Origin of the sequence: Leuconostoc falkenbergense (assembly GCF_014634805.1) — a bacterium.
In the GTDB taxonomy this organism is placed as follows: Bacteria; Bacillota; Bacilli; order Lactobacillales; family Lactobacillaceae; genus Leuconostoc; species Leuconostoc falkenbergense.
In genome coordinates this window covers 26,691-44,674 of the sequence record NZ_BMBS01000002.1, presented here as the reverse complement: position 1 = coordinate 44,674, position 17,984 = coordinate 26,691, and the positions used below count along the sequence as shown (strand labels likewise).

Genomic DNA, 17,984 nt, shown 5'->3' with positions numbered 1-17,984 from the left:
GATTATCATGATAATATTACCAAATAATTTAGCAGCTACGCTAAATGACAGTCAAGTTCCTCATCAATTAGCTCATCAAATTGCGACTTATGTTGCCGTTTTCGTGGTGGCTTTCTTGCTGGTTGCTATTTGTCGCTTATTGATAACTCGTTTGCGTCATCACAAATTCAAACCACGCCAACTTATCTATGATGGTTTAATTGGTGCATGCATTATTTTACTAGCATACCTCGGTGGTACCTATGTTTATCAACAAAATATATTAGGCGTTAAAACTGCTATTTTGAAACCTGTTCAGCACCATGAACGACAAGTAGCAGACAAAAAAGCATCATCATCTACGGTTTCACGTGCCACAATTAGGAAAATGGTAATGCGAAATGCCGCCAAGGGCTTTGAAAAACAAGGTTTTGTGTCGATTCCAAGTCGTAATATTTTGTTGCCAATCTATAATGATGCTTATAGTGATGCTGGGTTGAATTTGGGGGCTGATTACGCCAACCGCTCTAGTCAAGACCCAGATGGCACTAAAGTACCAGTGATGGGTCAAGGAAACTATGGTTTGGCAGCACATAATTTCAATGATGGTGTGACTGGATTTAGTGGCTTGCAACAAGTCATTAATCAAAATGCACCTTATCTCACTAATGGTCAATTAAAGGGATCATCATGGTTGAATGGCACATCAGTTCTGTTGGCAAACAATAAAGGCTTATACCAATATGAGATTACAGGGCAAGATGCTGTTAAGAATACAGATGTCTCGGTTTTGGATCCAACAAAAAACGCGCAGTTAACAATCATTAGTTGCTTATTTCCCTCAACTCAGTATCGTATTATTACCCACGCAGATTTGAAGCACACTTATACTTGGAAAAACGCCCCGCAAAGCGTTGTTTCGAGATTTAACTTACAGGTTTATAACACCAATGCTCGTGTGAGTTGGTGGAACCCAGGTGTTGAAGAGGGTGCCAATGGTGATCAGGGTGGTACAAAATAACACTTTTTAGGTAAGGACGATTGTGCCCTTACCTTTTTCTTTAATAATGATAAAAATTAATTGGTATAATAAAAAAATATATGTTAGGTTTCCTGACATATATTTGCAAACAACTAAAATTTCGTATAAAATAAAAGTATCTTAAGCGAAGGGGTATTGTGATGAGCGAACGTGAGTTAAGACGTAATCTATCGATTTTAACAATTGGTACAGTTCGTGAATTGACGTTACTGACTGACCGTCAAATACGGTATTATGAGCAGCAAAACTTAATCACACCAGGACGTGGTAAAGGTGGTCAGCGCCGATTTTCACTAAATGATGTTGATCGATTATTAGCTATTCGTGATTTTTTGGATTCGGGTGATTCTATCAAAGATATTCAAGAAATATTCGCCAAACAACACCGCAAAGCACAAGAAAAACAAGATTCGGAATCAGCACTACGTCGTTCATTACAGAAAGAATTCGCTCAAATTGGGCGATTCGGGGCTCGTTAAGGAAGGAAAATCATGGCTCGCAAAACATTTACCAAAGAAGAAATTAAACAGATCGTTGTTGATGAAAATGTGGAATTCATTCGGGTGACATTTACTGATGTACTTGGTGCGATTAAAAACGTTGAAGTACCAACGTCTCAATTAGATAAAGTACTTGACAACAATTTGATGTTTGATGGTTCATCAATCGAGGGCTTTGTTCGTATCAATGAATCAGATATGTACCTTTACCCAGATTTATCGACATTTATGATTTTCCCTTGGGAAACAGATGGTCATGGTGGTAAAGTTGCCCGTCTAATTGCAGATATTTACACTTCTGATCGTGAGCCATTTGCGGGAGATCCACGTCATGCACTACGTTCAGTACTAGCTGATGCACGTGAAGCTGGATTTACGGCATTTAACGTTGGTACAGAACCTGAGTTTTTCTTGTTCAAACTCGATGAAAAAGGCAACCCAACTACTGAATTAAATGACAAAGGTGGCTATTTTGACTTAGCACCATTGGATATGGGCGAAAATGTTCGTCGTGAAATTGTTTTGACTTTGGAAAAAATGGGCTTTGAAATTGAAGCTGCTCACCACGAAGTCGCTGAAGGTCAACATGAAGTGGACTTTAAATATGCGTCAGCCCTTGAAGCAGCTGACAATATTCAGACATTTAAGTTGGTTGTTAAAACGATTGCACGTAAGAATGGTTACTATGCAACCTTTATGCCTAAGCCTGTTGCCGGTATCAACGGATCGGGTATGCACACTAACATGTCACTATTTACTAAAGATGGTAATTCGTTTGTTGATACGTCAGATGAAATGGGCTTGTCAAAAACAGCCTATAATTTCTTGGGTGGTATTTTGGAACATGCGACTGCGTTTACAGCACTTGCAAACCCAACAGTTAATTCTTACAAGCGCCTAACACCAGGATTTGAAGCACCTGTTTATGTTGCATGGTCAGCATCAAATCGTTCACCAATGGTTCGAGTTCCAGCTTCACGTGGCAATTCAACACGTTTGGAACTACGTTCAGTTGATCCAACAGCTAATCCATATACTGCTTTAGCAGCCATTTTGGCTTCGGGATTGGATGGTATCAAGCGTGAACTAGAGCCTTTGGCTTCAGTCGATAAAAACATTTATTTGATGGATGAGGTTGAACGTGAAAAGGCTGGCATTACAGATTTGCCAGACACTTTGTTGGCAGCCGTCCGTGAGTTAGCAGCTGACGACGTTGTTCGTTCAGCCATCGGAGAACATATTGCAGACAAGTTCATTGAAGCAAAGAAGATTGAATACACATCATATCGTCAGTTTGTTTCTGAATGGGAAACAGATTCTTATCTTGAAAATTACTAAAATAATTATTTTAAAAAGCGCTTGTCGCTTTTTTTTTGTGCTCAAAAAAATGTATTTTAAATTGTTTTTGAAAGCGCTAATAAACTTAACATTCGGTTATTTTTGTTAAAATGCGTAAAAATCCAGCAAAAAGCGAACTATAAACAATAAACTGTGAAAATTCTTATTTTAAAACGAACACAATTGATTGAAAATTTGTTAAATTAGTATCATAAACGAATGATTAGTGATGCGGAACTAAAAAGAATGGAGAAAAAATGACACAAGTAGCCGTTGTAATGGGGTCAACCAGTGATTGGGAAAGCATGAAGCAAACAGTCATGCTTTTAAAAGAGTTGGGTGTTAGCTACGAAAAGCACGTGATTTCAGCTCACCGTATGCCCGTACATTTACAAAATTTTGCTGAAAAAGCACGCGATAATCATTTTCAAGTCATTATTGCTGGTGCGGGTGGCGCTGCACATTTACCAGGTATGCTAGCTGCTAACACCACCTTACCAGTGATTGGTGTTCCTATGAAATCACATGCTTTAAACGGCATTGATTCGTTGTTATCGATTGTTCAAATGCCAGCAGGCGTTCCCGTTGCAACAGTTGCAATTGGTGATGCTGGTGCTAAAAATGCAGCCATTTTGGCAGCCCAAATAATCGCATTATCTGATGATGAAGTATTGGCCAAGTTGACTAACTTCAGGCAAGCTCAAACACAACATTCAGTTGACAGTGAAAAGGAGTTGAAATGACGCATAGTATTTTACCACCAGCAACCATTGGTATCATTGGTGGTGGGCAACTTGGGCGTATGATGGCATTGGCTGCAAAACCAATGGGTTACACTGTCATTGTGCTTGATCCAACACCACAGTCTCCAGCAGGGCAGGTAGCAGATGATCAAATTATCGCAAGCTATGACGATGTGAGTGCCCTAAAAATTCTAGCTAGTCGCAGTGACGTGCTAACTTATGAATTTGAAAACGTTGATCGCGATGTTTTGGAAAAGTATGCCTCAAAAATTTTGCCACAAGGGGTTGATTTGTTAAGAATTACCAGTGATCGCATAGCAGAAAAAACGTTTATTCGTGATGAAGCAGGTGTGCCAGTCGCACCATTTCAAATAATTGATTCAGCTGAACAGCTGAAAACGGTAACGACGCCTTCAATTTTAAAAACGGTTAGTGGTGGTTATGATGGGCATGGTCAATGGCAACTTAATACACCATTCGAAGCATCACAATTAGCTGATAATTTTCCAGGTGGTCGACTAATCTTGGAAACACTGGTCAATTTTAAGCAAGAGGTTAGTATCATGGTTTCTCGTTCTCATGATGGACAAATAACGACATGGCCAATTGCAGAAAATGTGCATCAAAATCATATTTTAAAGTACACAACCGTTCCTGCTAAAATTTCTAGCACATTGCGCAAAAAGATCATCGAGATTGCTCATCAAATTGCTAAAAAAATTGATTTGCGTGGTATTTTGGGTATTGAATTATTTGTCAATGACGAGGAAGTTTGGGTAAACGAGTTGGCCCCACGGCCTCATAATTCAGGGCACTTTACTATTGAAGCAACCAATGTTTCTCAATTCGAAGGTCATATTCGAAGCATTGTAGGATTGCCACTGCCAGAGATTACGTTAACGCAGCCAGCAACAATGTTGAATTTATTAGGTGATGAATTGACGCAGGCAAAGGCCGATTTTAAAAATCATCCAGAATGGCATTTTCATGATTACGGCAAGGCAACGATCAAGGCAGATCGTAAAATGGGACACATTACGGTGCTAGGTGATGAAAACGGGCAAGCATTAATCGCATGGGGTAAACAACATGAACAACGTAACAGACTATAACAATCAAACGATAACACGTGGTGATTTGAAGTATCAAGGAAAGGCTAAATCTGTTTATTGGACAAGTCAGGCAGATATTTTGTGGTTACATGATACAAACCAAGCAACAGCTTTAAATGGTAAAGTTCATGAAAATATTTCTGATAAAGGCCGCCTTAATAGTGCAATTTCCTATCTCTTATTCAAGCACCTCCATCAACATGGCGTTGCAACGCATTATTTAAAACACATCTCAGAAACGGATGAGTTGGTTGAAAAATTAGATATCATTCCCGTTGAAGTCGTGGTGCGAAATTTTGCTTCAGGTCATTTTGTCAGTCGATTTGGTGTCGCGAGCATGACTGAGTTAACACCAATTGTGCAAGAATTTTACTATAAATCAGATGCTTTGGATGATCCATTTATTAACGATTCACAACTTATTGCTTTGCATTACGCAACAGCTGAAGAAATTAAATCGCTTCGCTTGAAAAGCGCTGAAATCAACGATATATTGAGACGTCGGTTTGCAGAAATTAATATTGAGCTGATTGACTTCAAGCTGGAATTTGGTCGAAGAGCTGATGGCAATATGATTCTCGCGGATGAATTGTCACCAGATAATATGCGTTTGGTTGACAAAACAAGTGGTCAATCACTTGATAAAGACATATTCCGCCAACACAAAGGTGATTTGACGGTCGGTTATCGTGAAGTATTACAGCGTTTAGAAAAATTGGAGAAATAAACATGTACTTAGCCAAAATTTATGTTACCTATAAGCCATCAATTCTTGATCCACAAGGTGAGGTCATCAAATCAGCCCTGACACGACTGGATTACACTGGTATTTCGCAAGTATCACAGGGTAAGTATTTCGAAGTGAAATTGGATGCACGAGATGTTGAAGCGGCAACTGCTGAAGTGAAAAGTTTTACCGATTCACTTTTAATTAACCAAAATACAGAAACCTACCGTTTTGATTTATCCATTGTCAATGAAGACGAGGCAACCTTATGAAAGCAGCAGTAATTAGATTTCCAGGATCAAATTGCGATTTTGATATGTTATATGCTTTGCAAGATTTTGGTATTGACGCCGAAATCCTTTCAGCTGATAATAACGACCTCAATGACTTTGACGCCGTCTTTTTACCAGGTGGTTTTGCCTACGGTGACTATTTGAGAACTGGCGCCATTGCAAAGTTTTCGCCAATCATGGCGGCCGTTATTCAAGCGGCTAACGATGGTAAATTAGTGGTGGGTGTCTGCAACGGATTCCAAATTTTGACTGAAGCTGGTTTGTTACCTGGTCAATTGCAAGTTAACAAGGTACCGGGTTTTATTTGTGAAGATGTTGAGCTGTTGATTGAAAATCCAAATACAGCGTTCACAAATGCCTATGAAACAGAATCAATTATGATTCCAATTGCTCACGGTGAAGGTAATTACTATGCTGATGACGCAACATTAGCGCAACTGGAAGATAATCATCAAATTGTTTTCCGTTATGCTCAAAATCCTAATGGTTCGGCACATGACATCGCTGGCATTATGAATGAACGGGGCAATGTCTTTGGCATGATGCCACATCCAGAACGCGCAGTAGACGCAGTAACAGGCAATGTTGATGGACAACCATTTTTCAAAAGCATTTTGTCAGAGATAATAGCGGGAGATTAGGACATGCATAGTGATAATGAGATAACACCCGAAATGGTCCGTGATAGTAAAATTTATCAGCAATGGGGTTTGACTGATACGGAGTACCAACTTATTGTTGATACACTTGATCGCTTACCTAATTATACTGAAACAGGTATTTTCTCTGGCATGTGGTCAGAACATGTTTCTTACAAAAAGTCCAAGCCAATTTTACGTCATTTTTGGTCAACCAATGAACGTGTTTTGCAGGGGCCGGGTGAAGGTGCCGGTATATTGGATATTGGTGATAATCAAGCAGTAGTTTTCAAAGCTGAGAGTCATAATCATCCGTCATTTGTTGAGCCTTATGAAGGCGCGGCGACTGGTGTTGGTGGTATTTTACGCGATATTTTTTCAATGGGAGCCCAGCCTATTGCTGTACTAGATTCGCTACGTTTTGGCGAACTTGATAACGCACACACACACCACATTGTTGACGGTGTGATTGCTGGTATTGCTGGTTACGGTAATGCGATTGGGATTCCCACAGTTGGTGGTGAAATTGGTTTTGACCCAGTTTATGCGGGTAATCCATTAGTTAATGTAATGGCTGTTGGACTAATGGATCAAAAGGGTATGCAAGTCGGTCAAGCCAAAGGTGTTGGTAACTCAATTATTTATGTAGGTGCCAAAACTGGGCGCGATGGGATTAACGGGGCATCATTTGCATCGGCCGAATTTTCAACTGAACATGAGTCAGATCGTTCTGCTGTTCAGGTTGGCGATCCATTTCTAGAAAAATTAGTGATGGATGCCACTTTGCAAGCAGTTCGCGATCATTCAGATATTATTGTTGGTATTCAGGATATGGGTGCTGCTGGTTTGTTATCTTCTAGTTCAGAAATGGCCTCAAAAGCTGGTATGGGAATTGATTTAGACTTAAACCAAGTGCCACAACGTGAAACAGCGATGACGCCTTATGAATTGATGTTGTCCGAATCCCAAGAACGCATGTTATTTGTTGTTAAAAAAGGGGAAGAGCAAGTTATATTAGATTTGTTCAAAAAAGCCAACTTGGATGCTGTCATTATCGGTCGTGTGACGGATGATGGTCGCTATCGTTTACGTTTCAATGATCAAGTAGTGGCTGATGTGCCCGTTGACTTTTTGACGCATGCCCCTAAACAAGATTTGCCAATGGTGGCGCCTCAACGTTTGGCTATTTTGAAAGCAGATCAATTCGTACCAGATGTAACTGATTTAAAGCAAACAGTCCTTGATTTAGTTGGTCAACCGACGATTGCTTCAAAAAGTGATTTGTTCCGTCATTTCGATTCCCAAGTTCGTGCTGATACGGTCATTAAACCTGGTGGTGATGCTACTTTAGTCAGGATTCGTGGGACTAAGAAGGCACTAGCAATGACGACCGACGTGAATGCACGATATTTGTACTTAAATCCTAAAGTAGGCGCTAAAATGGCTGTTGCAGAGGCAGCTCGTAATATCGTTGCTACTGGAGCAACACCAATTGGCATCACAGACGGATTGAATTTTGGTTCACCGGATAATCCGGAAGTGTATTATGAATTGGCTCAAGCAGTTGATGGCATTAATGAACTTGCAAAACAACTCAATACACCAATTATTTCTGGAAACGTATCACTTTATAATGAAACGGATGGTCAAGCCATTTATCCGACACCAATGATTGGCATGGTTGGTTTGCTAACTGATGTGTCAAAAGCAACACGGATTGGATTCCAAAATGCCGGCGACAGCATTTATATCATTGGGGAAACGAGCGCTAGTTTCAATGGTACTGAAATTCAAAAAATGCAGACAGGTACCATCGACGGGCAGCTTTTTGAATTTAATGATCATGATGAAATTACCAATCAAAAGCTAGTATTAGCAGCAATAGAGCAGTCATTATTAGCTAGCGTACACGATTTATCTGAAGGTGGTTTGATTGTTGGTTTATTGGAAAGTGCATTTGCTGGTCATTTAAGTTTCAATGTTGTCACTGACATGACTTCAGAGTTCCTATTTGCTGAAACACCTAGTCGTTTCATTGTTTCCGTGGCACCCCAAAATCGTGATGCTTTTGAAAAACTAGTGGGTGAGTCAGCTCAAAAAATTGGTGAGGTATCTGATGAGGATCAAATGACGATTCAATCAAGTGACCAATTATTGCAGTTATCACGACAAGAAACTCAAACCATCTATCAGGAGAGCATTTCATGGCGATTAAAGGCATAATGACAGATATTAACACACAAGCGAATCAGGCAATGAGAACTGAGCAATCACGCGTCAATGTTCGAAGCCTTAATGAAGAATGTGGCATATTTGGTGTTTGGGGACGGAGTGATGCTGCGCAGCTGACCTATTATGGCTTACATGCATTGCAACATCGTGGTCAAGAAGGTGCTGGGATTGTATCTAATCGTTCAGGCCATTTGTGGCAGGAAAGAGGACTTGGCTTATTAAGTGACGTCTTTCGAGATCCAAGCAGAATAGAAGCCCTGCAAGGAAACAGTGCAATTGGACACGTTCGTTATGCGACTGCTGGCTCTCATGGTATAGAAAATATTCAACCACTCATGGTCAACTTTCACGATATGCAAATTTCACTTGCACACAATGGTAACTTGACTAATGCCTTGACATTGCGCGAAAAGCTCGAAGAAGAAGGCGCCATTTTCCAGTCATCGGCTGATTCAGAAATTTTATTGCATTTGATTCGTCGTTCTAAAGCGTCAACATTTGTTGACAAACTTAAAGCTTCACTCAATGTTCTCCGCGGGGGATTTGCTTACTTGCTGTTAACCCCGCACGGGTTGTACGCGGCGCTTGACCCCCATGCTTTTCGACCTTTTGTGGTTGGTCAAATGCCGGATGGCCAATACATTGTGACTTCTGAAACTGCAGCATTAGACGTTGTTGGCGCTAAATTTTTGCGAGATGTACAACCTGGCGAACTGCTGATTATTGATGATAGCGGACTCACGATTGACCATTATACTGATAAGACGACGTTAAATATCGATGCGATGGAATATATTTATTTTGCTCGACCTGATTCATCAATATATGGTGTCAATGTTCATCAAGCCCGCAAGCGTATGGGAGCAGCTTTGGCAGCTGAACAGCCTGTGAAGGATGCCGACATTGTGGTCGGTGTTCCCAACTCAAGTTTGAGCGCTGCCGCTGGTTTTGCAGAAGCTACCGGCCTACCAAACGAAATGGGTTTGGTAAAAAATCAGTATATTGCTCGAACATTTATTGAGCCAACACAAGATAAACGTGAGCGTGCAGTACGTATGAAATTAAGCGCGGTTCGTGATGTCGTTCGTGGACAAAACGTTGTTTTGGTTGATGATTCAATTGTTCGTGGTACAACATCAATGTACATCGTTCGCATGCTAAAAGAGGCGGGAGCTAAGTCAGTTCATGTGCGCATTGCGAGTCCGATTTTTAAATTTCCTTCTTTTTATGGTATTGATATGCAAACGACTAAAGAGTTAATGGGCGCTAACCACTCATTGACAGAAATGACCGACATGATAGAGGCTGATTCACTAGGATTTTTGTCGGTAGATGGCTTGGTGTCAGCGATTGACTTGCCATACTATGGTGAGGGGACAGGATTGACCACAGCATATTTTGATGGACATTATCCTAGCCCAATATATGACTATCAAGCAGGATTAGCGGATTTTGAGGCACGTCACGAAGTTGATTTTGCACCAGAGCCAACCACAACTTATCATCCACATCAAGTCAGATCTTTGCGTAATCAAGATATTTTGGCAGATGGAACTGTTCATCTTGATGCACAACCAATTATGGGAGGAGAACGATGACCAACGAAAATGCCTATCAGAAGGCTGGCGTGGATATCAAAGCTGGTGAAAAAGCTGTTGATTTAATGCAAGATGAAGTTGCTAAGACATATAACGATAATGTTTTGAGTGGTATTGGCGGTTTTGGTGCGGCTTATGCACTTGGTACAGACTACAAAGATCCAGTACTGATTTCAGGCGCGGATGGTGTTGGAACAAAGTTATTGTTGGCGATTGCGGCGAATAAGCACGACACCATTGGCCAAGATTTAGTTGGTATGGTGGCTAACGATATTTTAGCTCAAGGTGCCAAACCGGCATTCATGTTGGACTATTTAGCGGTTGATAAAATGCGACCGGAAGTGGTCGCTGAAATCGTACAAGGCATAGCACATGCAGCCAAAGAATCTGGTATGGCTCTTATTGGTGGCGAAAGTGCTGAATTGCCCGGATTGTATGCTAAAAATCACTACGATCTAGCTGCATTTGCTGTTGGTATAGCAGAGCGGGATCAGTTATTGAAACCAGAAAATGTTGATGTAGATGATATTTTAATTGGTTTGCCATCGTCAGGCATTCATTCAAATGGCTACTCATTAGTTCGCCACATTTATCATATTGATAATGAATCAGCCTTTCAACAGCTTGATGAGCAATTGCAAACGACTTTGCTGACGCCAACAGCATTATATGCTAAATCGGTATGGCCATTAGTTCAAGCAGGTCTGGTACAATCAATGGCGCATATCACAGGTGGTGGGTTAGTTGAAAATTTGCCTCGTGCCTTTCCAAAACATCTATCAGCTGAAATTAGTTGGGGATCATGGCCCATACTGCCCATTTTTGATGATTTACAAAAACGTGGCAATGTTTCTCTCGCAGATATGCTATTGACGTTTAACAATGGCTTAGGTTTAGTATTGGTAGTTCAACCTAGTCAATTAGCAGATGCCATGACGATGTTGACTGAAAACGAACAACCTGCTTATCTATTAGGTAAAATCACTGACCGTCAAAAAGAAGCTGTGGTGTTTACAGGAGTAGCACCATGGTAAAAAAAGTTCGATTAGCAGTTTTTGCCTCTGGGACTGGCACAAACTTTCAGGCATTAAATGACGCCATTATACAACGCAATCTAAATGCTGAAATTGTCAGATTAGTGGTTGATCATTCCAAAGCTGGGGTGCTCAACTTAGCAAAAGTATTTGGCGTGCCAACCACGACAATTATTTACAGTCACTATCTTGACAAAACAGCTGCTGAACAAGCGATTATTGACCAGCTGGAATCAGATCAAGTTGATGGTATTTTACTGGCAGGTTACATGCGCATTTTGACACCATTATTAATCAATCGTTATTTGGGTAAAATCATCAATTTGCACCCAGCGATGCTGCCTAGTTTTCCCGGGCGGCACAGTATTTTGGATGCGTTTGAAGCAGGTGTCGATAAGACTGGCGTCACAGTGCATTTTGTTGACAATGGCATTGATACTGGCGAAATTATTGCGCAAGAAGTGGTGCCAATTAAAAAAGACGACACACTTGAACAACTGGAAACGCGTATCCATCATGTGGAACACGTTTTATACCCGAACACACTAGAAAAGTTATTAAAAGAAGGAGTATTTTTAAAATGACCCGTGCATTACTAAGTGTTTCCGACAAAAAAGGTTTGGTACCATTTGCTAAAAGTTTAGTGGAATTAGGTTATGAGTTAGTGTCAACAGGTGGGACACATAAAGTGTTAGCAGAGGCTGGCTTGGAAGTATTGCCAATTGACGAAGTCACAGATTTTCCTGAGATGTTAGATGGGCGTGTCAAGACGTTGCATCCACGTGTGCACGCTGGTTTACTAGCACGTCGTGATTTGCCAGAACATATGGCCAAATTAGCAGAATACGATATTACGCCAATTGACATTGTGGTTGTGAATTTATATCCGTTCAAGTCAACGATTCAAAAAGATGGGGTCACAGAAGCAGAAGCTATCGAAAATATTGATATTGGTGGGCCATCAATGTTACGTTCAGCTGCTAAAAATTTTGCCGCTGTTTTACCAATTGTTGATCCAGCTGATTACGATGATGTTATTAACAAATTGAAGTCTGGTTCAGTGGACCAAACCTATCGTCGTAACCTAGCAGCCAAGGTATTTCAACATACGGCGTCATACGATGCCTTAATCGCTCATTATTTGACAGAAACAGAATTTCCAGAAAACCTGACACTGCCGTTTGAAAAATTTGATGATATGCGTTATGGTGAAAATCCTCATCAATCTGCCGCAGCCTATCGGAATGCCTTGCCTGAGGCATATTCAGTGCTCAATGCGGAAATATTGCATGGGAAGCAATTGTCATATAACAACATTCGTGATGCGGACGCTGCGTTGCGCATTATTGCAGAATTTGACGAAACAACTGTGGTGACAGTTAAACATATGAATCCAGCTGGCATTGGTCAAGGTGCAACGGTTGAAGCAGCGTGGGATAAGGCTTTTGCTGCTGATGATATTTCAATTTTTGGTGGAATTGTTGCATTAAATCGAGAAGTTGATGCCGTAACTGCTGAAAAAATGCACAAGATATTTTTGGAAATTATCATTGCGCCAAGCTTTACACCAGAGGCTTTTGAGATTTTGTCTGCTAAGAAAAACTTACGTTTGCTGACGTTGCCATTTACTACTGCAATCCCGCAAGCGCTTGAAGTTACCTCTGTACTTGGTGGTGCCGTTGTTCAAGAACGCGATTTGGTGGAAGAGTCAGCGGATTCGTTCAAGGTGGTATCAAAAGTTGTACCAACAGAGGAGCAGTTAAAGGCCATGATTTTTGCGCAAAAAGTTGTTAAACATGTCAAGTCTAACGCAATAGTTGTGGCGAGAGATGGTCAAACTTTGGGTGTTGGCGCAGGACAGCCAAATCGTATTGATTCCGTTGTTTATTCTATTCAAAAAGCTGCCAATAAGTCAAATCTTAGCGATGCGGTATTGGCATCCGATGCCTTTTTCCCGATGAATGATTCGGTGCAATATGCTGCTGAACATGGTATTAAGGCAATTGTTGAACCAGGTGGATCAATCAAAGACCAAGATTCAATCGACAAAGCTAACGAGTTAGGGGTTGCGTTAGTCTTTAGTGGTACCCGTCACTTCAAACATTAAGCCTTCAAAACGCTCAAACGAGCGTTTTTTTATTGAAGTCATCTTGAAATTTCGGTATACTAATCATACGAACAAATATTCGCTTAGGAGTGACAATGAAATTTATTCATGCAGGGGATATACATTTGGGTAACCCATTTTCGGGGTTGGACGGACAGTTGCCCGAAATGTTAAAAGAAACGGTTCATAAGGCAACTATCACTGCTTTCATAAAGTTAATTGATGCTGCAATTAGTGAATCAGTAGATTTTGTATTGTTTCCAGGCGATTTGTACAACGCTGCTGAAAATAGCGCCCAAATTCAAAGTATTGTGAATCAACAATTTAATCGGTTACTGGAGGCAAAAATACCGGTTTATTTGAGTTTTGGTAATCATGATTTTGAAGCAGATCGACGACAACATTTGCCTTGGCCAGTTAATGTTGTTGTTTTACCTCAGCAGGTTGTGACGCAATCGTTAACGATAAAAAGTGGTAAACGTGTCGCAATTACTGGATTTAGTTATCAGACTCAGCAACAAGCAACTCGTATTATTGATGATTTTCCTCAAAAGAATCGACAATTTGATTATCAAATTGGTATGTATCATGGGTCTGTTGGTACGGAGGGATCATCTTATGCACCGTTTTCTGTTGGCGATTTACTATCTAAAAACTATGACTACTGGGCACTGGGCCATATTCATAAGCGACAAACACTGAATCAGCGGCCCTTTGTTGGATATTCAGGAAATTTGCAGGGGTTGAATCTCACAGAAACTGGGCCAAAAGGTTACTATTTAGTTAGTGATGATACTGGTCGTTTGGTACCTACATTTGTTGCTGTGGCACCAGTTGTTTGGCATGAAGTGACTTTTGATCACGTTGCAGATGAACTGGATTTGATTCAGCGTGCCAAAACATTGTCTGATGATGAAGTTGGGTTTTGGACCATCAATATCTCTCAGACAAGTGACCCTGAATTTATCTCTCGTATTACACACGGCTTCACACTGGAAGGCTTGCGTGCCAATATGGCTTCAAACGTGTGGATTGTTCGTTTAAATCTGATTATGGATTATCAATCAGCACAAATTAACGACGTGATTGATCAGCAATTTTGGGAAAACTCATTGACGCAATTGATGTCTTCATTTGAAGTGAATGATTATTTACCAAATCAAGTGCCTTTTTTTGTGCGTGATTATTTTACGACATCAGCCGGTAAACATTTGTTGCGTCAACGGATGACGGAATTAATTAGCGAAAGGCGACACTTACATGAAGATTAAACAAGTTCATATTAGTGGTTTTGGCAAATGGTCTCAGGTGGCATTTGATTTTAACAGTCAATTGCAGATAATTGTTGGTCAGAATGAGTCCGGTAAATCAACCTTACGCGCATTTATTGTTGGTATTTTATTTGGTTTTCCAAGTAAAAAACAATCAAAAAATGTTTATGATCCCCAAGATGGCAGTCGCTATGGTGGTGATTTGGTGGTTGAGACTGCTAATGGTGATTTTCGCATTGCACGCTTTGATCGAACACAAAGTACTTTGACAATTACCCGTCTTGCAGACCAACATGAAATAACAAATCCAGAGGAATGGCTAAGCAATGAATTATCGCCTTTAACAAGGCAATCTTTTGATGATATTTTTAACTTTAGCGAGCAGGATTTGATACAAATGAAACAAATTTCTGCACCAGATTTACAAAAACTATTATTAAATCTCGGCGCAGTTGGCAGCACACAATGGCTTGAGACAGCAACTGAATTTGATAAGAAAGCAGATAAATTATTTGCGTCACGTGCCACAGGGAGACGATCACTTAATCAAGCGGTCCATTCATACGAAGTTAGTGAGACCGAATTGACAAAGCAATCAGAACAGTTGAAAATTTTTTTAGATGATCAACAGACTGTTTCAGAGTTGACACAATCAGTTGCCATGTTAGAAAAAGAATTAGATAAATCCCAAGAAAATATTAATCAGCTAACGCAATTGCAACGGCAATACCGACTGTTTTATGAAGCGCAACAAATTGAGAGAAAGCAGGTTCGTTCAGTCTCAGAGTCAGATTTACAGCACGCGGAGCAATTGCAAGTTGAAATTGATCTTTTGGCAAGCAACATTCGTCGTCAAGAGCAAGATCTGAGTGTACAACCCGAATCTGCAAGTGAAATTGAAGACAGTAATAAACGGTTGATGACTATAAAAATGATGGCCAGCCAACTAGTGAATGATCAGCGACAGCATGATGAATTATTGGCGCAACAAAAAGCAATTCAAGCACAGTTTGCAACCAATAAGGTGCCAGAATTACTGACAGCCGATGATGATCAACGGCTGTCAAACTACAAAGTCCGATTTATTGGAATGGTTAGTGGGGCAATTTTGTTAACTATTGCAGTGTATTTGGTGGTAACACCCATTTGGCTATGGTTGATGGTCGTAATTGTACTTTTGAGTTTTATTATTAGATTTGTAGTGAAAAATAATAGTGTGATTAGTGATATTAAAAAGCAGTATTATCCTTTAAATGGGACACAGATACGTGCTGTTCAGCCTAGTATTGAACATTACCTTAAGCTTGACAATTCTTTGACAGCCATTAATCAAAAAATTGACTTGCAAACAGTTCACATTAATAAAGCACTACAATCCTTAGCCAGAGATCTAAATGTGGCGTTAGCATCACAGGCGATTCATGACTCAGTGGATCAACTGGCGCAAACGATTCAAAATCGTGTTTTAGTAAAGCAGAATGAAAATGTTCTCAGGCAACAACAGCAATCACAACTGGATAATATGATTGAAGCGTCAAGTATATCTTTAAATCAAAAAAAGCTTGATTTAAAAGTGATTTTTCAGAAATATGATGTTGAAAAAATGACTGATTTGCAAAATTTGGATATTGCTTATCACGAGCAAATGGTTAACGATCATCGGTATCAAGCAATGATTCAACAAATACCTGCTCAAGACCAAAAAAAATTGTCAGCGTTTGAGGATGCGCAAGCACTTTCAAAAAATCTGGAAAACGAGCATAATAATCTTGCCCAAATAAAGCAGCATTTTGCGGAAGAACAGGCAAAATTGGCGCGCATTCAGGCACAACAGATGCAACGCGTTAGTAATGATGATTTCATGGTAATGCAACAAAAGGTTGCAGACCAAAAAACTGAACTCATCACTCAATTTAGTGAATATTTGGCGCAAAAATTAGCAAATCGTTGGATTTACAGTGCTTTACACGCTGCTTCACAAAATCGTTTTCCTAAGATGATGAAATTTGCGACAGAGTGCTTTAGTCAATTAACCGTAAGGCGTTACCAACACATTAATTTTGAAAAAGACGAAATTATTGTAACTACTGCGCGCCATGAGTCATTTAACGTGATGTCGTTATCTACTGGTACTCAGGAACAGCTTTACGTTGCGATGCGTCTTGCATTGGCTCGCGTTATTGCTGATGTGATTAATTTCCCTATGGTAATTGATGATGGATTTGTCAACTTTGATCCACAGAGACGTGCTATTATGCTTGATATGTTAGCCCAATTGTCAGACAAACAACAAATTATTTATTTGACAACTAGTGTAGAAACCAACGATTTTCCAAATATGATAAAATTGTAATAGATAAAGCTGTGAGGATAGAATATGACTAAATTATTAGCAAATTATCAGGATTCGGAGCATGTGGATAGTTTTGCGCTGATTAAAAGTGCGGATGTACGTTTGACAAAAAATGGGAAAACATACATTGGATTAGTGTTTTCTGATAGGTCTGGTGACTTACCAGGAAATTTATGGGACGCTACTGAGGAACAGATAACTTGCTTTGTCCCTGGAAAAATTGTTAAATTGCAGGGTGTACGAGGATCATATCACGATCAGCCACAAGTTCAGATTACAAACGTTCGTTTAACTGAATCCGGAGAGCCAGAAAATCCGTCTGACTTTATGGTGCATGCGCCAATTAAAGAAGCAGATATGAACGATGCCCTAAACGATTATATTTTTTTGATTGTTAATCCAACTTGGAATCGTTTAGTACGTCGCTTATTTACACAATATCATGATGCATTTTTACGCTATCCAGCTGCCAAATCAAATCATCATGCATTTGCTGGTGGTTTGGCATTTCACTCATTATCTATTGCAAAATTAGCTAAAGGTGTCGCAGGACAGTATCCACAATTAAATCAGGAGTTGTTGATTGCCGGTGCATTGTTACATGATTTAGGAAAAACGATTGAACTGTCTGGGCCAGTGGCGACACAATATACTTTGTCAGGAAATTTGATTGGTCATATTACGTTAATTGATGAACAAATTGTTTTGGCAGCGCGAGAACTGAAGTTTGATTTACAAGATGAGGACTTGATATTACTACGGCATGTGGTGTTATCACACCATGGTATTTTAGAATATGGATCTCCAGTGAGACCAGTCGTCATGGAAGCTGAAGTGTTGCATCAATTGGATGAACTTGATGCGGGTATTCAGATGATGAGCGGAGTAATGGAAAAAACAGCTGAAGGTTCTTTCTCAGATAGAGTCTTTGGTTTAGATAATCGTAAGTTTTACAAACCTGAAAACCGTGATCAAACAACTTTGTGACAGTAAACATAAAAAAAGCGATCCCGTTGG

Annotated in this window: 16 protein-coding genes; all 16 read left to right on the top strand. The window is 40.0% G+C overall.

All coding sequences use genetic code 11. From position 1 onward, the window contains the following. Positions 1–7 precede the first annotated feature (7 nt). The 16 genes from IEU71_RS00925 (at position 8) to IEU71_RS00850 (ending at position 17,954) form a co-directional block, all read left to right on the top strand. Positions 8–1,000: a class A sortase gene (locus IEU71_RS00925; protein WP_004915987.1), complete on the top strand. Its 993-nt coding sequence runs from the start codon at positions 8–10 to the stop codon at positions 998–1,000. A gap of 161 nt (positions 1,001–1,161) precedes the next feature. Further along, a complete protein-coding gene (locus IEU71_RS00920) occupies positions 1,162–1,500 on the top strand; it encodes a MerR family transcriptional regulator (protein WP_004915986.1) in 339 nt (112 codons plus the stop codon). A gap of 12 nt (positions 1,501–1,512) precedes the next feature. Next, on the top strand, positions 1,513–2,859 hold the full coding sequence (gene glnA, locus IEU71_RS00915) for a type I glutamate--ammonia ligase (protein ID WP_004915984.1): 1,347 nt from the start codon (positions 1,513–1,515) through the stop codon (positions 2,857–2,859). Between the two features lie 257 nt (positions 2,860–3,116). Further along, the gene (purE, locus tag IEU71_RS00910; RefSeq protein ID WP_004915983.1) at positions 3,117–3,602 is read left to right on the top strand and encodes a 5-(carboxyamino)imidazole ribonucleotide mutase; all 486 of its coding nucleotides are present in this window, start codon (positions 3,117–3,119) and stop codon (positions 3,600–3,602) included. Beyond that, positions 3,599–4,714, top strand: coding sequence for a 5-(carboxyamino)imidazole ribonucleotide synthase (purK, locus tag IEU71_RS00905; RefSeq protein WP_004915982.1), 1,116 nt, complete (start codon positions 3,599–3,601; stop codon positions 4,712–4,714). Before purE ends, purK begins: the two co-directional genes overlap by 4 nt. Further along, positions 4,692–5,441, top strand: coding sequence for a phosphoribosylaminoimidazolesuccinocarboxamide synthase (locus tag IEU71_RS00900; protein WP_004915981.1), 750 nt, complete (start codon positions 4,692–4,694; stop codon positions 5,439–5,441). Before purK ends, IEU71_RS00900 begins: the two co-directional genes overlap by 23 nt. Before the next feature lie 2 nt (positions 5,442–5,443). Continuing rightward, positions 5,444–5,713 carry a phosphoribosylformylglycinamidine synthase subunit PurS gene (gene purS / locus IEU71_RS00895; RefSeq protein WP_004915980.1) on the top strand — a complete coding sequence of 90 codons (270 nt, stop codon included), beginning with the start codon at positions 5,444–5,446 and terminating at the stop codon, positions 5,711–5,713. Beyond that, the gene (gene purQ / locus IEU71_RS00890) at positions 5,710–6,375 is read left to right on the top strand and encodes a phosphoribosylformylglycinamidine synthase subunit PurQ (protein WP_004915979.1); all 666 of its coding nucleotides are present in this window, start codon (positions 5,710–5,712) and stop codon (positions 6,373–6,375) included. The genes purS and purQ overlap by 4 nt, the downstream gene beginning before the upstream one ends. A gap of 3 nt (positions 6,376–6,378) precedes the next feature. Beyond that, a complete protein-coding gene (gene purL / locus IEU71_RS00885; protein ID WP_004915978.1) occupies positions 6,379–8,595 on the top strand; it encodes a phosphoribosylformylglycinamidine synthase subunit PurL in 2,217 nt (738 codons plus the stop codon). After that, on the top strand, positions 8,577–10,202 hold the full coding sequence (gene purF / locus IEU71_RS00880) for an amidophosphoribosyltransferase (RefSeq protein ID WP_004915977.1): 1,626 nt from the start codon (positions 8,577–8,579) through the stop codon (positions 10,200–10,202). Before purL ends, purF begins: the two co-directional genes overlap by 19 nt. Next, positions 10,199–11,236 carry a phosphoribosylformylglycinamidine cyclo-ligase gene (purM, locus tag IEU71_RS00875; protein ID WP_004915976.1) on the top strand — a complete coding sequence of 346 codons (1,038 nt, stop codon included), beginning with the start codon at positions 10,199–10,201 and terminating at the stop codon, positions 11,234–11,236. Before purF ends, purM begins: the two co-directional genes overlap by 4 nt. Further along, positions 11,230–11,820 (top strand): phosphoribosylglycinamide formyltransferase, encoded by a 591-nt coding sequence (purN, locus tag IEU71_RS00870; protein ID WP_004915975.1) that lies wholly within the window; start codon positions 11,230–11,232, stop codon positions 11,818–11,820. The genes purM and purN overlap by 7 nt, the downstream gene beginning before the upstream one ends. Beyond that, on the top strand, positions 11,817–13,343 hold the full coding sequence (gene purH, locus IEU71_RS00865) for a bifunctional phosphoribosylaminoimidazolecarboxamide formyltransferase/IMP cyclohydrolase (protein WP_004915974.1): 1,527 nt from the start codon (positions 11,817–11,819) through the stop codon (positions 13,341–13,343). Before purN ends, purH begins: the two co-directional genes overlap by 4 nt. Positions 13,344–13,438: 95 nt before the next feature. After that, positions 13,439–14,614, top strand: coding sequence for a metallophosphoesterase family protein (locus IEU71_RS00860; RefSeq protein ID WP_004915973.1), 1,176 nt, complete (start codon positions 13,439–13,441; stop codon positions 14,612–14,614). Then, positions 14,604–16,967: an ATP-binding protein gene (locus IEU71_RS00855; protein WP_004915972.1), complete on the top strand. Its 2,364-nt coding sequence runs from the start codon at positions 14,604–14,606 to the stop codon at positions 16,965–16,967. Before IEU71_RS00860 ends, IEU71_RS00855 begins: the two co-directional genes overlap by 11 nt. Before the next feature lie 24 nt (positions 16,968–16,991). After that, positions 16,992–17,954, top strand: a complete 963-nt coding sequence (locus IEU71_RS00850) for a 3'-5' exoribonuclease YhaM family protein (RefSeq protein ID WP_004915971.1) — start codon at positions 16,992–16,994, stop codon at positions 17,952–17,954. Positions 17,955–17,984: the final 30 nt, after the last annotated feature.